Source organism: Dactylosporangium sp. CA-092794, from assembly GCF_050948465.1.
Classification (GTDB): Bacteria; Actinomycetota; Actinomycetes; order Mycobacteriales; family Micromonosporaceae; genus Dactylosporangium.
The window spans coordinates 9,502,558-9,518,675 of record NZ_CP192044.1; the positions used below are offsets into that span (position 1 = coordinate 9,502,558).

Sequence of the window (16,118 nt, forward strand, 5' to 3'; positions counted from 1 at the left end):
ACGCTTGGGGGCGGAAATGACCACTCAGCCGCAGCGCTGGCCGGCCCTCCCGGTCGCCGATTGGGAGCCGACATACGACACGCTGCACATGTACACCCAGATCATCGGCAAGGTCGCGCTGGCCCTGCGGCCGATGACGAACCACTGGTGGCAGGTCGCGCTGGAACTGTCCGCGAAGGGACTGCGGACCGCGGCCATACCGTACGGTGACCGTACCTTCGAGATGCACCTCGACCTCGTCGACCACGAGCTGCGCATCGACACCGACCGCGGCGAGCGGCGCACCGTCGCGCTCGGCGGCCCGGTGCGCGACTTCTACGCCGGCACCATGGCGGCGCTGGACGACCTCGGGCTGCACGTGCCGATCTGGACCCGGCCGGTCGAGGTGACCGACCCGATCCCGTTCGACGAGGACACCGTGCACGCGACCTACGACCCGGCACAGGCCGAGCGGTACTGGCACGTGCTGTGCCAGGTCGAGGGAGTGCTGGACCAGTTCCGGGCCCGCTTCACCGGCAAGGCCAGCCCGGTGCAGTTCTACTGGGGCTCCTTCGACCTCGCCACCACCCGCTACTCCGGCCGGCCCACCGACCCGCCGCCGGGCGCCGACATCATCACCCGGCTGAGCTACACCGCCGAGCAGAGCTCGCTCGGCTTCTGGCCCGGCGGGACCTGGCTCAACGGCGAGCGCGTCGAGCAGCCGGTCTTCTACTCCTACACGTACCCGGAGCCGCCCGGGATGCGCGAGCAGCGGGTCGGCCCGGCGCCGGCGCACTTCGACGCCGGGCTCGGCGAGTTCGTGCTGAGCTACGACGAGGTCCGGCGGGCCGACGACCCGCACCGGGCGATCCTCGACTTCGCCCAGAGCACCTACGAGGCCGGCGCCCGGCTCCAGCACTGGCCGCGCGACGTGCTCGAATGGGCCCCGCCGATGCCGCCCAGCCGGCGCCGGGCACTGTCGGAGACCTGACCTGCGTGGGCGGCCGAAGATCCGCCCCCCGCGAACCCGGCACCACCAGCGCCGCCATGCCCGCCGACGACCGCGATCCGCGATGCGGGTCGCACACACGCCGCGGAGCACAGCGCGGCGCTGGTTGATGTCAGGCGGCCGCCGCGGGCTGGATGTCGGTGGCCGCCGGTGGGGCACAAGCGGTCATCGGCGACAGTGCGGACGTCCCCGGGCGCAACCGCCGATCCGCGCGGCCGGGCCGGACGTATGTCTCCGTGATCATGCTGTCCGCGGCGACCGCACACCGGGTTTTTCATGATCCCGGAACCTTTCGGTACACGGGGGTACATCACCACTCCGGGATCATGAAAAACCGTTGGTGTCGGTGCCGGGTGCGCATGATCACGGAGACTTCCGGTCGCTGCGCCGTGCCCCGCGGCGCGCGGCGCCCGACAGGTGAGACGTGATCGCCGACCGCACCCGCCCCGCCGCACGCGTCATGATCACGGAGACATACGGCCAGCGTCCAGTTCCGCTGGATCATTCGGGTGACGGCGAGCGAGTGCCGCTCCACGTTCCGTGCGGGCCGCGGCCGAGCCCGGCGCCGAGCCTCAACAGAGACTGACGCCGAGTCTCAAAGAACTGTTAAGAAGGTTGCCAAACAGTTCAGAGACATCGATACTTGCTGGCGCCGTAGGTCATCGGCGGTTCGGGGGTACCGCGGGTGGCCGGCGGTCAACCATCCCCCCAGCCATGCCGTTGCCGGCCGCTCCCGGCTCGGCAGAGGAGGCACAGCGTGTCGCAAGAATCCGAACGCCGGCCGCGGGCGCGCACGTCGCGGCGGCGCCGCTGGGCGCTCATCGCCATGGTGACCGGCGTCGTCGTCGCCGGCGGCGTGGTCGGCATCAACTCCGCCTTCGCGGCGACCAGCGGACCCATCGTCGGCTACGGCAGCAAGTGCGTCGACGTGGCCGCCGCCAGCTCGGCCAACGGTACCGCCGTGCAGCTCTACACCTGCAACGGCACCAACGCGCAGCAGTGGACGGTCGGCAACTCCGACAACTCCATCCAGGCCCTCGGCAAGTGCCTCGACGTGGCCGCCGCCGGCACCGCCAACGGTACCCAGATCCAGCTCTACGACTGCAACGGCACCAACGCGCAGAAGTGGACGGTCAGCAACGGCCAGCTGGTCAACACCGGCTCCGGCAAGTGCCTCGACGCCACCGGCCCCAGCTCGGCCGACGGCACCCGGCTGCAGATCTGGACCTGCTACGGCTCGGCCAACCAGCTGTGGACGCTGCCGACCGGCGGCGGCACCACCCCGCCGCCGACCACCACCCCGCCGGCCGGCGGCCCGGGCGCCAAGGCGGTCGCGCCCTACCTCTACGAGGGCTGGGGCAGCCCGCCGAACCCGGTCACCGTCATGAACGCGACCGGCGTCAAGTGGTTCACCATGGCGTTCATGCTCAACAACGGCAACTGCAACCCGTTGTGGGACGGCAGCCGGGCGCTGACCGGCGGCGTCGACCAGTCGACGATCACCTCGATCCGCAACAACGGCGGTGACGTGGTGGTGTCCTTCGGCGGGGCGAGCGGCCCGTGGCTGGAGCACTACTGCTCGAGCGCGTCCGCGCTCGCCGCGGCCTACCAGAAGGTCATCACGGCGCTGAGCCTCAAGGCGATCGACATCGACATCGAGGGCACGCCGTACAACGACAGCAACGACCAGCAGAAGACGGTCGACGCGCTGAAGACCATCAAGGCCAACAACCCGGGCATCACCATCTACATCACGCTCGGCAGCGGCACCGGCGGCCCGGACAGCTCGCTGATCAACCGCGCCGCGTCGGCCGGCCTGGTCATCGACGGCTGGGGCATCATGACCTTCGACTGGGGCAACACCACCGGCAACCAGGGTCAGCTGACCACCCAGGCGGCGGACGGGCTGAAGAACCGGCTCAAGACCGCCTACGGCTGGGACGACGCCACCGCCTACAAGCACGTCGGCATCTCCTCGATGAACGGCATCACCGACGAGAACGCCCACGTGACCGTGGCCGACTTCCAGACGATCGTGGCCTACGCGCAGGCGCACAAGATCGCGCGCCTGACGTACTGGTCGCAGAACCGCGACCGGCCGTGCCCCGGCGGCTACCCGAACGACGACACCTGCTCCGGGGTGAGCCAGAGCAACTGGGACTTCACCCGGACGTTCGCGCAGTACAAGGGCTGAGGCCCGGGATCGCGCCCGGGCCGCGGTATGGTCCGGGCGTGATCGTGCGCGCCGCCACCGGCCACGACCGCGACTGGATCCGCGGCGTGCTCGTCGCGAGCTGGGCCGAGACCCGGGTCGTGGTCGGTGGGCGGCTCCGCGACGCGGCCGCGCTGCCGGCGCTCGTCGCCGGGGCGGACGGCCGGCGGGCCGGGCTGCTGACCTACGACACCGGCCCGGCCGGCCTGGAGGTCGTGACCCTCGACGCGACCGAGCGGGGCCGGGGCGCCGGCACCGCGCTGCTGGCCGCGGCCCGGCGCGGTCGCGATCCTCAGACGGTGACCGCGTCGGCACCGGGGAAGCGGTGCACCTCGAGCACGGCCGAGCGGGGCAGCGGCGCGTAGAGGTGCGGGAAGACGCCGCCGGAGGGGCTGGGCTCCCACCGCAGCGCGGCGCCGAACGGCGCCGGGTCGACGGCGAGGACGACGAGTTCGCCCGCGCCGGCGAAGTACCGCCGGGCGGTCAGGGCCACCTGCTCGGCGGTGGAGAGGTGGACGAAACCGTCCGCGCGGTCCAGCGGCGAGCCCGCGAAGACGCCGGCGGCCTCGAAGTCGGCCCACTCGGCCGGCAGCAGAATCTTGTAGATCGGCACCCGAGCACTGTCGCAGGTTCACCCCGGCCGGGTGGCCGGCGGGCTTGGCCCCGTCACCCGGGCGGCGCCTAGCGTGCCCCGCGATGAGAACGAGGACATGGCAATGCGTCGCCGGGGCGGCGCTGGTGGTGGGCACGCTGAGCGCGGCACAGGCGGCCCGGGAGCCGCATCCGCCGATGGTGGCGCGGTCCCAGGCGACGACCGAACCGCGCGGGCCGGCCGAACCGCCGGCCGAACACCACCGCACGGCGTACCTGCTGGCCGGCTCCGGGCTGCTGGCGATCGGCGGCGTGGTGCTGGTCGGCGGCGTGGCCGGGCTCGGCGGGCTGCGCATTCCCGGCGGGGTGTCGATGGGCGTCGCCCGTTCGCGGCTGTGGTACCGCTCGGTCCGCCGCGCCGGCACCCATCGAGCGCCATAGGCCCGGCCCAGCGTTGCGACGCCCTTTCCGGCTCGCGCCCCCGCGGTCGGCCGCCGTTCCGGCTCGCGCCCCCGCGGTCGGCTGCGGGTTCGGCCTTCAGCGTGCGACGCCCCTTCGCCGAGCAACTGTCAATGCCCGGTGCCGGGGCCCGGCGAGGCGTTGCGCGGCAGAAAGTCTCCGTGATCATGCAGGTGAGCGGTGTGCACCACGGGTTTTTCATGATCGTGGAGCCAAAATGTACGCCTGGGTACCGTATGTCTCCGCGATCATGCGAAAGCCGGGTTGACGGAGTTGCGGCGGGCATGATCACGGAGACTTTTCGCGCTGCGGTGCCGGGCTAAGGGTGCAGTTGCCGGTGAATCGCCGTTTATTATGAAATAACCAACAAATCCGGACTTCGCAGAAGTCTGGATTTGTCGGTTCGAGGAGGAAGCGCCAGGGGCGGATGGCGAGCAAGGGGATGTGCATCTCGGCGGCGGTGCTGGAGCCGTGGAAGGCGATCATCTTGCCCGGGCCTCACTCGAAGAGCGAGCCGTGGCCGCCGCCCTCCCGGGCGCGGGCACGGCGGCGCAGCTCGACCACCACCGCGTCGACCAGGGCGGTCGCGGCCAGCAGGAACAGCAGGACCGCCAGCCAGGTGAGCCCGGCGGCCAGCGCGAGCGTGCCGAGCGCGACGCCGACGACGAGCCCGAACAGGGCCAGCACCAGGCGGAGGTTCAGGGCGCTGTACGGGTGCCCGAAGGTGCCGCGGGCTCCCCGGGGCTGGGCGCGCATGGGTTCATCCCTTCAGCTGCGTGATCTTGTCCTGCAGGATCGTGGTGGCGATGGCGGCCTTGTGCGGCTGGCCCTTGAGGAACGCCTGGGCGAAGCGGGTCGCCTGCTGGTAGGTGACCTTCGCCGGCATGGGCGGCTCGTTGGCGTCGACGGCGACGTCGACCAGCGCCGGCCCGTCGAAGGCGAGCGCCTCGCGCAGCGCGCCCTCGAGGTTGGCCGGCTCGCCGACCCGGGCGCCGAAGCCGCCGCAGCCGCGGGCCCAGGCGGCGTAGTCGGGCGCGGGCTCGCCGAAGCGGACGCCGTACTCCGGCAGGCCCAGCACCATCTGCTCCCAGACGATCATGCCGAGCGCGTTGTTGTTGTTCACCACGACCTTGATCGGCAGGTGGTGCCGGGCGGCGGTGTGGAACTCGGCCATGAGCATGGCGAACCCGCCGTCGCCGACGAACGCGATGCACTGCCGGCCGGGGTACTCGTGCTGCAGCGCGATCGCGTAGGGCAGCCCGGGTGCCATGGTGGCGAGGGTCCCGGACAGGTAGAACTCGCGCCGGCCGACGATCTGCCAGTGCCGGGCGGCCCAGGTGGCCACGGTGCCGGAGTCGCAGCACAGGATCGCGTCCGGGGCGGCGGCCCGGTCCAGCGCCGCGGCGAGGTACTGCGGCGCGATCGGGCTGCGCCCGGGGTCCTCCAGGGTCGCCATCCGATCGCGCCAGTCGCGCATCTTCTCCTGGTACTTGCGCAGGTGCCGGCGGTCCTCCCGGCGGCGCAGCCGGGGCAGCAGCGACTCCAGGGTGGCCGCGGCGTCGCCGACGAGCGGCACGTCGGTCGGGATGCGGGTGCCGGCCCGGGCCGGCTCGGCCTCGATCTGTACCACGTGCGCCTGCCCGGGTTCGGGCAGGAACTTCGTGTACGGGAAGTTCGTGCCCACCATGAGCAGCACGTCGCATTCGTCCATGAGGTCCTCGCTCGGCGCCGTGCCGAGCAGCCCGAGCCCGCCGAGCGAGAACGGCGAGTCGTCGGGCACGACCATCTTGCCCATCAGCGACTTGACGATCGGCGCGGCGAGCACGTCGGCGGTGAGCTCGACCAGCGCGCCGGCCCCGCGGGCGCCGACGCCGGCCAGGATCGCCGGGCGCTCGGCGGCGTTGAGCACGTCGGCGGCGGCCTGCAGGTCGTCGTCGGCCGGGCGGACCGGCGCCGGCACCCACACCGGCGCGGTCGCCGGCGCGCGGACCGGCGAGACGTCCTCGAAGGGGCTGTGCCCGGCCGGGGCGACCTGCACGTCGTTGGGAATGGTCAGGTGGGACACGCCGCGGCGGGCCAGCGCGTGGCGCACCGCGATGTCGACGAGCGCGGGCACCTGGGCCGGGTTGACGATCGGCTCGTTGTAGCCGGCGACGTCCGAGAAGAGCCGATCCAGGTGTACCTCTTGCTGATAGGCGGTGCCGAGCACGCCGGACTCCTGCATGCCGGTGATCGCGAGCACCGGCGCGTGGTCGAGCTTGGCGTCGTAGAGCCCGTTGGCCAGGTGGATGCCGCCCGGGCCGGACGTCGCCACGCAGACGCCGAGCCGGCCGGTCGCCTTGGCGTGCGCCACGGCCATGAAGGCGGCCGCCTCCTCGTGGTGCACGAGCACGAACCGCACCCGGTCCGCGTTGCGCCGCAGCCCCTCCATCAATCCGTTGATGCCGTCGCCCGGGAGGCCGAACACGGTGTCGACGCCCCAGTCGGCCAGCCGCCCGATGATCGCTTCGCCTACGGTCTGCTTCCCCATGTCCGTCGCTTTGCCGCATCGGGCGCATCCAAACCTCCCCGGCCCCGATCCGGTACCGTGCAGCCACATGGGACTGCTGGACCGGCTCCGCGGCACGCCGCACGACCGCTTCGCCCGCCGGGTGCTCACCGCGATGCGTGACGCGGGCGTGGCGCAGGCGCGATACCTGCCGGAACAGTTCGCCATCGAGGTACGCCGGGACCCTGCCGCCACCTCGCCGGCGATCGCCTACCTCGGCAACCTCTACCGCGAGTGCGAGCGGACCGGCCGGGCCGAGCGCCGGGAGCGCATCGCGGCGTTCCTGGAGGCGGTCATCTACAACCCGGGCGCGCCGTCGAGCTGGACGGACGTGGCCCCGCTGCTGCGGCCGCTGCTGCGCACGGTGACCTTCGGCATGGGGGTGCAGGGCACGGCGCCGCGGCCGCTGCGCCGCCCGGCGTGGCCCTACGTGGCCGAGTTCGTGGTGGTCGACCAGCCCACGTCGATCATGTACGTGACGGGGAAGCAGGCCCAGGAGTGGGGCGTCCCGGAGAGCACGGTGTTCGACCGGGCCCGGCGCAACATGGACGAGCTCGCCGCCCGGACCGCCGGCGCGGACGACCCGGGTGACATGCCCGGCCCGCGGGCGCTGATCCGGATGGTCGAGACCGGCGACGCCTACTGGGCCTCGCACCTGTTCGTCGACGGCTGGCTCGCCGGCCAGCGGCTCCGGCTCGGCGGCCGGCCGCTGATGTTCGTGCCGGACACGACCGGCGCGCTGCTGGTGACGCTCGGCGCCGGCGACACGCCCGACGGCATGGGCAAGCTGTTCGAGCTGGTCGAGACCGAGTATCGGGAGGCCGCCCGGCCGATCACGCCGATGGCGTTCACCGTCGACGACACCGGGGCCGTGGTGCCGTATCTGGCCCCGCCGGGCGACCCGATGTACGAGCTGACGCACCGCACGGAGGTGCTGGCGGCGTCCGCCGAGTACGGCGCGCAGGCCCGGCACCTGATCTCCGAGGCGTTCGTGGCCGCGTGCACGGTCGCGCAGCGGCCGGACGGATCGGTGTTCACGGTCGCGAGCTGGGCCGACGGCGTCGACACGCTGCTGCCGCGGGCCGACTACGTGGCGTTGGCGTCCGACGGCGCCGACCCGTTCTTCGTGGCCTGGGACGCCGTCGCCCGCGAGGTCGACCTGGAGCCCGAACCGGACCTGGTGCCGGAGCGCTTCCGGCTGCGCGAGTGGCCCCACCCGGGCGTGGTCGAGCGGCTGCGCAACGTCGCCACCCGGCCTTAGCTCACGCCTCGGCGCGCAGCACCTCCCGCAGCCGGGCCCGCACCCGCGGGTCGCGGGCGTCGCGGTGGGGCTCGGCGACCCGCTGCCCGTCGAAGAACAGCCCGGTCCGGGTCTCGTCGAGGATCAGCCGCAGCGTCGCCGCGCCGCCCTGCTCGACGGTGGTGTACGGCGCCTGCCCGGCCACCCGCACCATCTCGGTGTCCATGAACGTGGCCGGGTGCAGGCAGTTGGCGGTGACCCCGGTGCCCGCGAGCTCCTCGGCGAGATCGAAGGTCCACGCGGCCAGGGCGAGCTTGGCCCGGCGGTACGCGGTGATGCCGTCGTAGTGCCGCTCCAGCTGCGGGTCGGCGAAGTCGATCGGCGCCTGGCCCAGCGAGCCGACGTTGACCACCCTCGCCGGCGCGTTGGCCTTCAGCGTGGGCAGCAGCGCCGTGGTGAGCCAGACCGGGGCGAGCAGGTTGACCGCCCAGCGCAGCTCGTAGCCGTCGGGCGAGAGCTCCCGGCCGGTGCCGGGCGCGCCGAAGCCGACGCCGGCGTTGTTGACCAGCGCGGTCAGCTCCCGGCCGGCCACCTCGGCGGCGAGCCGGTCGACGTCGGCGCGGCGGGCCAGGTCGGCCACGAAGCCCTCGGCCTTGCCGCCGGCCGCCGCGACCTCCGCCACGCCGCGCTCGACCTTCTCGGGGTCCCGGCCGTGCAGCAGGACGGTCAGCCCGGCCGCCCCGAGCCGGGGCGCGAGCCAGCGGCCCAGCCCCGACGTGGCGCCGGTCAGCAGTACGTCGCTCATGCCCCGAACGCTACCGCGCGCCCGGGGCGGCGATCGTTCGTCAGTTGCCGGGGACGGTCAGCCCGCCGCCCGCGTCGGCGGCCTGGATGTCCAGGATGTCGACGTAGAAGCGCAGGTCGCCGTTGGGGTAGCCCTGCGGCGCCGGGTCGCCGTAGGCCTGCTTGGCCGGGACGTCCAGGATGACCCGGCTGCCGACCTTCAGCCCGACCAGGCCGCGGTCCCAGCCCTCGATGACCTGGGGCTGCTGGCTCTGCTCCAGCATGCCGACCTGCACCGGGAAGGTCTGCTTGCGCTGCCAGGACGAGTCGAAGACCTTGCCGTCCTTGTAGGTCAGGCCGACGTAGTTCACCACGACCGTGTCGCCGGCCTTCACCGTCTTGCAGTTGCCCTGGATGACCACGTCCTTGGTGAGCGAGCCGACCTTCGCCTCCTTGCCGGCCTCGGCCTTGGGCTCGTCGGCGAGCCGCTTGTCGAAGCCGCCGAGCATGGGCGGGTAGCTCGACTCGTCCGACTTCTTGCACATCGTCTTCTGCTTCTCGGCGCGGTCGCCGAAATACCACACGCCGGCGAAGGCGCCGCCGACGGCGAGCAGGACGATGATCGTGCCGGCGATCGCCTGGCCGGTGCGGCGCCGGCGGGCGGCCTTGCGGGCGGCGACCCGGGCGGCGGCGCGCTTCTCGGCCTTGGTCAGCGGGGCGGGCGCCTTGGTCTTCGCCTTCGGCTTGTCCGCCTTTTCGGGCTTCTCCGCAGGTTCCGTATCGTCCGACTTGGCCGTTTCGTCCGAGCTTTCGGCTTCCGCGGCCTCCTCGGCATCCGTCGCGGTGGTTTCGTCAGCCTCGGCGGTTTCGTCCACTTCAGCGGTTTCGTCCGGTTCGGCGACAGCCTCGGCCTCGGTCTCGTCGGCGGCCGGCGCCTCGGTGGCGGGCTCTTCGGTGGCCGCGACCTCGGTCGTCTCGGCGGCGGGCTCGGTGGAAACCTCGGCGGGCGGCGCGTCCTGCTCTTCCGTGGTGGTGGCGTCCGGCTCGGCCGGCGCCGCCTTCGGCGGGGTGGCCTTGGTCGACCTTGCCGGGCGGCGGTTCCTGCCCCGATCGCTCACAGTTCGTCGACTCCCCTGGTGGACGGCCCGGCACGGGACGGACCTGAGTTTCGTTCGGCAGAGCTTCCCATACCACACGTCCTTCGGTACCCACCGGGTCCCGCCGGAAATGGCCTAAGGTCGGTCGTATGGGCAACGCTACGGGCGTCGAGATTACCGGACCGTTCGGCGATCGCTACTCCGAGATCCTCACCCAGGAGGCTCTGAGTTTCCTGGCAGAGCTGCATCGCGAATTCGACGGGCGGCGCCGGGAGCTGCTCGCCCTGCGCAAGGAGCGGGAGGCCGCGCTCGCCGCCGGCGGCACGCTGGGCTTCCTGCCCGAGACGCTCACCGTGCGCGAGGGCGACTGGCGGGTCGCCGAGCCCGCGCCGGGCCTGCAGGACCGCCGGGTCGAGATCACCGGGCCGACCGACGCGAAGATGACCATCAATGCGCTGAACTCCGGCGCCAAGGTGTGGCTGGCCGACCACGAGGACGCCAACACCCCGCTGTGGAGCAACGTGGTGGAGGGCCAGCTCAACCTGCGCGACGCGATCGCCGGCACGCTCGCCTACACCTCGCCCGAGGGCAAGTCCTACGCGCTGGGCGACGGCCCGCGGCCGACCATCGTGATGCGGCCCCGCGGCTGGCACCTGCCGGAGAAGCACATCCTGGTCGGCGGCGAGCCGACCTCCGGCTCGCTGACCGACTTCGGGCTGTACTTCTTCCACAACCACGCCGCCACCCGGCCCTACTTCTACCTGCCGAAGATGGAGTCGCACCTCGAGGCCCGGCTGTGGAACGACGTGTTCACCTTCGCCGAGCAGCGCCACGGCCGCCCGGCCGGCACCATCCGCGCCACCGTGCTCATCGAGACCTTCCCGGCCGCGTTCGAGATGGAGGAGATCCTCTACGAGCTGCGCGAGCACTCCGCGGGGCTCAACGCCGGCCGGTGGGACTACATGTTCAGCGTCATCAAGAAGTTCCGCGACCGCAAGGAGTTCGTGCTGCCCGACCGCAACTCGGTGACGATGACGGTGCCGTTCATGCGCGCCTACACCGAACTGCTGGTGCGCACCTGCCACAAGCGCGGCGCGCACGCGATCGGCGGCATGGCCGCGTTCATCCCCAGCCGGCGCGACCCCGAGGTCAACCGGGTGGCGCTGGAGAAGGTCGCGGCGGACAAGACCCGCGAGGCGGGCGACGGCTTCGACGGCTCGTGGGTCGCCCACCCCGACCTGGTGCCGGTCTGCCGGGAGATCTTCGACGCCGCGCTGCGGGACCGGCCCAACCAGCTCGACCGGCTCCGCGAGGACGTGTCGGTGAGCGAGGCCGACCTGCTCGCCGTCGCGCAGACCCCGGGCGGGCACACCGAGGCCGGGCTGCGCAACGCGGTCAGCGTCGGCGTGCAGTATCTCGACGCCTGGCTCAAGGGCACCGGCGCGGTCGCGATCTTCAACATGATGGAGGACGCGGCCACCGCCGAGATCTCGCGCTCGCAGGTCTGGCAGTGGCTGCACAACGGCATCGCGCTCGACGACACCGGCGAGCCGGTGACCGCCGAGCTGGTCGAGCGCATCGCCGGCGAGGAGCTGGCCAAGCTCGGCGGCGACCACGCCGCGGCGAGGGCCCTGTTCATGGAGGTGGCCGTGGCCGACGACTTCGTGGACTTTCTGACCATTCCGGCGTACCAACGGATGCCATGAGCCTCGACGCGCTCGCCGCCGCCGTCCGAGGGTTCCTGGGCGCGGACCAGGTGCTCACGGACCGGCAGCAGCTGCGCACCTACGAGTGCGACGGCCTGGCCCACTACCGGGTCGTCCCGGGCATCGTGCTGCTCCCCCGCACCGCCGAGGAGTGCGCCGCCGTGGTGCGCGCGTGCGCGGCGCACGGCGTGCCGTTCGTGGCCCGCGGCTCCGGCACCGGGCTCTCCGGCGGGGCGTTGCCGCACGCCGACGGCGCGCTCATCGTCACCTCGCAGCTGCGCGCGATCCGCGAGGTGGCGCCGCACGACGAGCGGGCCGTGCTCGAGCCGGGCGTGATCAACCTGCAGGTCAGCCGGGCCGCGAACCCGCACGGCTACTACTACGCGCCCGACCCGTCCAGCCAGCAGATCTGCTCGATCGGCGGCAACGTGGCGGAGAACTCCGGCGGGGCGCACTGCCTGAAGTACGGCTTCACCACCAACCACGTCACCGGGGTGCAGATCGTCACGCCGGACGGCGACCTGGTCCGCCTGGGCGGCCGGGCGCCCGACGCCCCCGGCTACGACCTGCTCGGCGCCTTCGTCGGCTCCGAGGGCACCCTGGGCATCGCGACCGAGGTGACGGTGCGCCTGGTGCGCCTGCCCGAGACCGTGCGCACCCTGCTGGCGGCGTTCCGCGGCACCGACGACGCCGGCGCCGCCACCTCGGCGATCATCGCCGCCGGCGTGGTGCCCGCCGCGGTGGAGATGATGGACGCCCTGGCGATCGAGGCGGCCGAGGCGGCGGTGCGCTGCGGCTACCCCGACGGCGCCGGCGCGGTGCTCATCGTGGAGCTCGACGGGCCGGCCGCCGAGGTCGACGCGCAGTTCGCCGCCGTGGAGGACTTCTGCCGCGCGCACGGCGCCTTCGAGATCCGCATCGCCGCCGACGACGCCGAGCGGGCACTGTTCTGGAAGGGCCGCAAGTCGGCGTTCGCCGCGGTCGGGCGGATCTCCCCCGACTACATCGTGCAGGACGGGGTCATCCCCCGCACCGCGCTGCCGCAGGTGCTGACCCGCATCGGCGAGCTGGCCCACGAGCACGGCGTGCGGGTCGCCAACGTCTTCCACGCCGGCGACGGCAACCTGCACCCGCTGGTGCTGTTCGACGAGGCGGTCGCCGGGGAGGCGGAGCGCGCGGAGACGGTGTCCGGGGCGATCCTCGAGATCTGCGTCGAGCACGGCGGGTCGATCACCGGTGAGCACGGGGTCGGGGTCGACAAGGCCAAACACCTGCCCCGGATGTACACCTCGGCAGACCTCGAAACGATGCAGCTGCTGCGGTGCGCCTTCGACCCGCTGGGCCTGGCCAACCCCGGCAAGGTGTTTCCGACCCCGCGGCTGTGCGGGGAGGTCCCGGGCCGGCGCAAGGGCACCCATCCGCTGCACGAGCCAGGCGTCACGGAGGTGTTCTGAGCCATGACGGTGCTCGACGATATCGCCGGTGTGCCTGCCGCGGCGGTGGCGTCGCCCGCGTCGACCGCCGAGGTCGCCGACGTCGTGCGGGGCGCGGCGCAGGACGGCCTGGCGCTGGTCGCCCGGGGCGCCGGCACCCGGCAGGACTGGGCGCTGCCGCCGGCGCGGCTCGACCTGATCCTGGAAATGGCGGGCGTCTGCGGCCTGGTCGAGCACGCCGCCGGCGACCTGGTCGCCGTGGTGCGGGCCGGCACGCCGCTGCGCGAGGTGCAGGAGGCGCTGCGCCCGGCCGGCCAGCAGCTGGCGCTGGACGAGCCGCTGCCCGGCGCGACCGTCGGCGGCACCGTCGCGGTCAACGCCTCCGGCCCCCGGCGCATGCTCTACGGCACGGTCCGCGACCTGCTCATCGGCGTCACGGTGGTGCGCGCCGACGGCGTGATCGCCCGGGCCGGCGGCAAGGTGGTCAAGAACGTCGCCGGCTACGACCTCGGCAAGCTCGTCGCCGGCTCGTACGGCACCCTCGGCGTGATCACCGAGTGCGCCTTCCGGCTGCATCCGCTGCCCGCCGCCCGCCGCTTCGTCTCGGCCACCGCCGACGGTCCGGACGAGGCCGGCCGGGCCGTGTCCGCGGTGCTCGGCGCCCAGGTCGTGCCCAGCGCCCTGGAGGTCGACATGGCCACCGGCACCGGCCCGCTGACCGTCACCGCGCTCGTCGAGGGCGTGCCGGCCGGCGTCACCCAGCGCGCCGCCGACCTGGAGAAGCTGCTCGGCGCCGACGCCGCGCCGTCCGACGCGCCGCCGCCGGGCTGGGGCGAATACCCGTTCGCGCCCGGCGACGTCGGCCTGAAGCTCACCTGCGCGCTGTCCCGGGTGCCGTATCTGCTGACCGCCGCCGGCGTGACCGCCCAGCTGCACGACGTGCCCATGCGGGTGCGCGGCTCGGCCGGCACCGGCGTGCTCTACGCCGGCCTGCCCGCCGGAACCGACCCGGGCATCGTCGCCGGCGTGGTCAGCGACCTGCGCGCGGCCGCCCGGGCCGGCGCCGGGCACTGCGTGGTGCTGACCGCCCCGCCCACGGTCCGCGGCCGCGTCGACATGTGGGGCCACGTCGACGGCCTCGACCTGATGCGCCGGGTCAAGGACCAGTTCGACCCGGCGGGCACCCTGGCCCCCGGCCGTTTCGTAGGCGGCATCTGATGCCCGGCCGCGACTTTCTCGGGGCATCTGATGCCCGGCTGCGATCTTTTTGGGGGCATCTGATGCCCGAGCGCGAGCGTGACGAGCTCATCAGTGACTGCGTGCACTGCGGTTTCTGCCTGCCGACCTGCCCGACGTATGTGCTGTGGGGCGAGGAGATGGACTCCCCGCGCGGGCGCATCCAGCTCATGCTGCAGGAGTCGCAGGGCGAGCCGCTGACCCAGACCATGGCCGGCCACTTCGACGCCTGCCTGGGCTGCATGGCGTGCGTGACCGCCTGCCCGTCCGGGGTGCGATACGACGAGCTCATCACCGAGACCCGCACCATGGTCGAGCAGGTCCGCCCGCCGGCCGGCCGGGCGCTGCGCGCGGCGGTGTTCGCCCTGTTCCCCTACGCCGAGCGCCTGCGGCTCGCGAAGGCACCTCTGGTGGGGTACCGCATCCTCGGAACGCCCTTCAAACGGCGCCTCCCGGCGACCCTGCGCACGCTGCTCGACCTGGCCCCGCCCGTGCGCCGCGCGGTGCCGCTGCCGCCGCTCGTGCCCGCGCTCGGCCGCCGCCGCGCCCGGGTCGGCATGCTCACCGGCTGCGTCCAGCAGGCGTTCTTCCCGTCGGTCAACGCGGCGACCGCGCGGGTACTGGCCGCGGAGGGCTGCGACGTGGTCATCCCCGCCGCCCAGGGCTGCTGCGGCGCGCTCAGCCTGCACAGCGGCCGGAAGGAGGAGGCGGCCCGCTTCGCCGCGGGCATCGTGGACACGTTCGCCGACGTGGACGCCCTGGTCGTCAACGCGGCCGGCTGCGGCTCGGCGCTGAAGGAGATCGCTTCGCTGCTACCTTCGGATTCGCGCGCTCTGGCGCTGCAGTCGAAGGTCCGCGACCTCTCGGAGTTCCTGACCGAACTGGGCCCGGTGGCGCCGCGCCGCCCGATCCCGGTCGTCGCCGCCTACCACGACGCCTGCCACCTGGCGCACGCCCAGGGCATCCGCACCCAGCCCCGGACTCTGCTCCGCGCCATCCCCGGCCTGGAACTGCGCGAGATCCCGGACGCGGAGATCTGCTGCGGCTCGGCCGGCATCTGGAACATCCTGAACCCGGGCCCGGCCGCACAACTGGGCGACCGCAAGGCCCGCGACGTCCTGTCCACGGGAGCGTCGCTGCTGGTCACCGCCAACCCGGGCTGCTTGATGCAGATCTCGGCCGCGGCCCACCGCGCCGGCCGGCCGCTCCGCCTGGCCCACACCGCGGAGGTCCTCGACGCCTCAATCCGCGGCGTCCGCCCCTGACCCATCGCCCTGCCCCTCCCCCGACCCCCCGCCGCACCGCCCGCCCGCCGCCCGCGCCTCACCAACCGCACCGCCTGCCGTGCGCCGCCCGCCGCGCCCCGCCGCACTCGCTGGCGACCACGTGGTGCCCGGCCTGCGCGTCCCAAACCCGGGGCACGGTCGGCGATCACGTCCCACATGTCGGACGCCGCGCACCGCGAAGCATGCCGCAGCGACCAGAAGTCTCCGCGATCATGCGCACCCGGCATCGACACCAACGGTTTTTCATGATCACGGAGTGCTGATGTGTAACTATTCAGGTTGGGGTGGGAGCCAGGCGTTGCCGGTGAGGGCGTCGCGCAGGGCGGTGAGGACGTGCAGGCCGTTTTTGCGCACGGTGGAGACGTAGCTGCGCACGGTCAGCCAGTGCTGGGCGCCGTGGGGGGTGCGCCAGCCGCCGGAGATCTTCTGCTGGATTTTGACCATGCGGATGTCGCGTTCGGCTTGGTTGTTGTCGAACGGGACGGTGAAGGTGTGGGCGAAGCGCCAGATCTCGCGCCGGAATCCGTGCATCCGGTCGA

At 72.9% G+C, this 16,118-nt stretch carries 16 protein-coding genes; 9 read left to right on the forward strand and 7 right to left on the reverse strand.

The features are described from left to right. Positions 1–16: 16 nt before the first annotated feature. The 3 genes from ACQPXD_RS40600 (at position 17) to ACQPXD_RS40610 (ending at position 3,565) form a co-directional block, all read left to right on the forward strand. Positions 17–970, forward strand: a complete 954-nt coding sequence (locus tag ACQPXD_RS40600) for a DUF5996 family protein (protein ID WP_432827742.1) — start codon at positions 17–19, stop codon at positions 968–970. A gap of 775 nt (positions 971–1,745) precedes the next feature. Further along, positions 1,746–3,182 (forward strand): ricin-type beta-trefoil lectin domain protein, encoded by a 1,437-nt coding sequence (locus ACQPXD_RS40605; protein WP_432827744.1) that lies wholly within the window; start codon positions 1,746–1,748, stop codon positions 3,180–3,182. Between the two features lie 38 nt (positions 3,183–3,220). Further along, complete coding sequence (locus ACQPXD_RS40610; RefSeq protein WP_432827746.1) at positions 3,221–3,565, forward strand: hypothetical protein; 345 nt, start codon at positions 3,221–3,223, stop codon at positions 3,563–3,565. On the opposite strand, the gene ACQPXD_RS40615 is transcribed toward ACQPXD_RS40610, so the two are convergent. After that, positions 3,493–3,813 carry a DUF952 domain-containing protein gene (locus ACQPXD_RS40615; protein ID WP_432827748.1) on the reverse strand — a complete coding sequence of 107 codons (321 nt, stop codon included), beginning with the start codon at positions 3,811–3,813 and terminating at the stop codon, positions 3,493–3,495. The two genes, ACQPXD_RS40610 and ACQPXD_RS40615, sit on opposite strands and share 73 nt — an antisense overlap. Positions 3,814–3,896: 83 nt before the next feature. Here ACQPXD_RS40615 and ACQPXD_RS40620 point away from each other — a divergent pair, with 83 nt between their 5' ends. After that, complete coding sequence (locus ACQPXD_RS40620; RefSeq protein ID WP_432827750.1) at positions 3,897–4,232, forward strand: hypothetical protein; 336 nt, start codon at positions 3,897–3,899, stop codon at positions 4,230–4,232. Between the two features lie 306 nt (positions 4,233–4,538). Here ACQPXD_RS40620 and ACQPXD_RS40625 read toward each other — a convergent pair whose 3' ends face one another. Genes ACQPXD_RS40625 through ACQPXD_RS40635 form a run of 3 tightly spaced genes read right to left on the reverse strand, consistent with a single transcriptional unit; the run spans position 4,539 to position 6,780 of the window. Beyond that, positions 4,539–4,736 carry a hypothetical protein gene (locus ACQPXD_RS40625; RefSeq protein WP_432827752.1) on the reverse strand — a complete coding sequence of 66 codons (198 nt, stop codon included), beginning with the start codon at positions 4,734–4,736 and terminating at the stop codon, positions 4,539–4,541. Between the two features lie 12 nt (positions 4,737–4,748). After that, positions 4,749–5,006 (reverse strand): hypothetical protein, encoded by a 258-nt coding sequence (locus ACQPXD_RS40630; protein WP_432827754.1) that lies wholly within the window; start codon positions 5,004–5,006, stop codon positions 4,749–4,751. Positions 5,007–5,010: 4 nt separating this feature from the next. Then, positions 5,011–6,780: a thiamine pyrophosphate-dependent enzyme gene (locus tag ACQPXD_RS40635; RefSeq protein WP_432827756.1), complete on the reverse strand. Its 1,770-nt coding sequence runs from the start codon at positions 6,778–6,780 to the stop codon at positions 5,011–5,013. 67 nt (positions 6,781–6,847) lie between these two features. Between ACQPXD_RS40635 and ACQPXD_RS40640 the strand changes: the two genes are divergently transcribed. Next, positions 6,848–8,059, forward strand: a complete 1,212-nt coding sequence (locus tag ACQPXD_RS40640; protein ID WP_432827758.1) for a hypothetical protein — start codon at positions 6,848–6,850, stop codon at positions 8,057–8,059. 1 nt (position 8,060) lies between these two features. Here ACQPXD_RS40640 and ACQPXD_RS40645 read toward each other — a convergent pair whose 3' ends face one another. After that, on the reverse strand, positions 8,061–8,843 hold the full coding sequence (locus ACQPXD_RS40645) for an SDR family NAD(P)-dependent oxidoreductase (protein WP_432827760.1): 783 nt from the start codon (positions 8,841–8,843) through the stop codon (positions 8,061–8,063). A gap of 40 nt (positions 8,844–8,883) precedes the next feature. Then, the gene (locus ACQPXD_RS40650) at positions 8,884–9,939 is read right to left on the reverse strand and encodes an FKBP-type peptidyl-prolyl cis-trans isomerase (RefSeq protein WP_432827762.1); all 1,056 of its coding nucleotides are present in this window, start codon (positions 9,937–9,939) and stop codon (positions 8,884–8,886) included. A 128-nt stretch (positions 9,940–10,067) separates the two neighbouring features. Between ACQPXD_RS40650 and aceB the strand changes: the two genes are divergently transcribed. The 4 genes from aceB to ACQPXD_RS40670 all read left to right on the forward strand — a co-directional run bounded on the left by aceB (position 10,068) and on the right by ACQPXD_RS40670 (position 15,558). Beyond that, complete coding sequence (aceB, locus tag ACQPXD_RS40655) at positions 10,068–11,624, forward strand: malate synthase A (protein WP_432827764.1); 1,557 nt, start codon at positions 10,068–10,070, stop codon at positions 11,622–11,624. Continuing rightward, on the forward strand, positions 11,621–13,078 hold the full coding sequence (locus ACQPXD_RS40660) for an FAD-linked oxidase C-terminal domain-containing protein (RefSeq protein WP_432827766.1): 1,458 nt from the start codon (positions 11,621–11,623) through the stop codon (positions 13,076–13,078). The genes aceB and ACQPXD_RS40660 overlap by 4 nt, the downstream gene beginning before the upstream one ends. Before the next feature lie 3 nt (positions 13,079–13,081). Further along, on the forward strand, positions 13,082–14,275 hold the full coding sequence (locus ACQPXD_RS40665; RefSeq protein WP_432827768.1) for an FAD-binding oxidoreductase: 1,194 nt from the start codon (positions 13,082–13,084) through the stop codon (positions 14,273–14,275). A 62-nt stretch (positions 14,276–14,337) separates the two neighbouring features. Then, positions 14,338–15,558 carry a (Fe-S)-binding protein gene (locus ACQPXD_RS40670; protein ID WP_432827770.1) on the forward strand — a complete coding sequence of 407 codons (1,221 nt, stop codon included), beginning with the start codon at positions 14,338–14,340 and terminating at the stop codon, positions 15,556–15,558. A 291-nt stretch (positions 15,559–15,849) separates the two neighbouring features. On the opposite strand, the gene ACQPXD_RS40675 is transcribed toward ACQPXD_RS40670, so the two are convergent. Then, positions 15,850–16,110 carry an IS66 family transposase gene (locus tag ACQPXD_RS40675; protein WP_432827772.1) on the reverse strand — a complete coding sequence of 87 codons (261 nt, stop codon included), beginning with the start codon at positions 16,108–16,110 and terminating at the stop codon, positions 15,850–15,852. Between the last annotated feature and the right edge of the window lie 8 nt (positions 16,111–16,118).

Excerpts from the sequence above, each read along its gene's own strand:
- ACQPXD_RS40600 (WP_432827742.1), top strand. The coding sequence starts at position 17 with ATGACCACTCAGCCGCAGCGCTGGCCGGCCCTCCCGGTCGCCGATTGG.
- ACQPXD_RS40620 (WP_432827750.1), top strand. The coding sequence starts at position 3,897 with ATGAGAACGAGGACATGGCAATGCGTCGCCGGGGCGGCGCTGGTGGTG.
- ACQPXD_RS40625 (WP_432827752.1), bottom strand. The coding sequence starts at position 4,736 with ATGATCGCCTTCCACGGCTCCAGCACCGCCGCCGAGATGCACATCCCC.
- ACQPXD_RS40630 (WP_432827754.1), bottom strand. The coding sequence starts at position 5,006 with ATGCGCGCCCAGCCCCGGGGAGCCCGCGGCACCTTCGGGCACCCGTAC.
- ACQPXD_RS40635 (WP_432827756.1), bottom strand. The coding sequence starts at position 6,780 with ATGGGGAAGCAGACCGTAGGCGAAGCGATCATCGGGCGGCTGGCCGAC.
- ACQPXD_RS40640 (WP_432827758.1), top strand. The coding sequence starts at position 6,848 with ATGGGACTGCTGGACCGGCTCCGCGGCACGCCGCACGACCGCTTCGCC.
- ACQPXD_RS40645 (WP_432827760.1), bottom strand. The coding sequence starts at position 8,843 with ATGAGCGACGTACTGCTGACCGGCGCCACGTCGGGGCTGGGCCGCTGG.
- aceB (WP_432827764.1), top strand. The coding sequence starts at position 10,068 with ATGGGCAACGCTACGGGCGTCGAGATTACCGGACCGTTCGGCGATCGC.
- ACQPXD_RS40660 (WP_432827766.1), top strand. The coding sequence starts at position 11,621 with ATGAGCCTCGACGCGCTCGCCGCCGCCGTCCGAGGGTTCCTGGGCGCG.
- ACQPXD_RS40665 (WP_432827768.1), top strand. The coding sequence starts at position 13,082 with ATGACGGTGCTCGACGATATCGCCGGTGTGCCTGCCGCGGCGGTGGCG.
- ACQPXD_RS40670 (WP_432827770.1), top strand. The coding sequence starts at position 14,338 with ATGCCCGAGCGCGAGCGTGACGAGCTCATCAGTGACTGCGTGCACTGC.
- ACQPXD_RS40675 (WP_432827772.1), bottom strand. The coding sequence starts at position 16,110 with ATGCACGGATTCCGGCGCGAGATCTGGCGCTTCGCCCACACCTTCACC.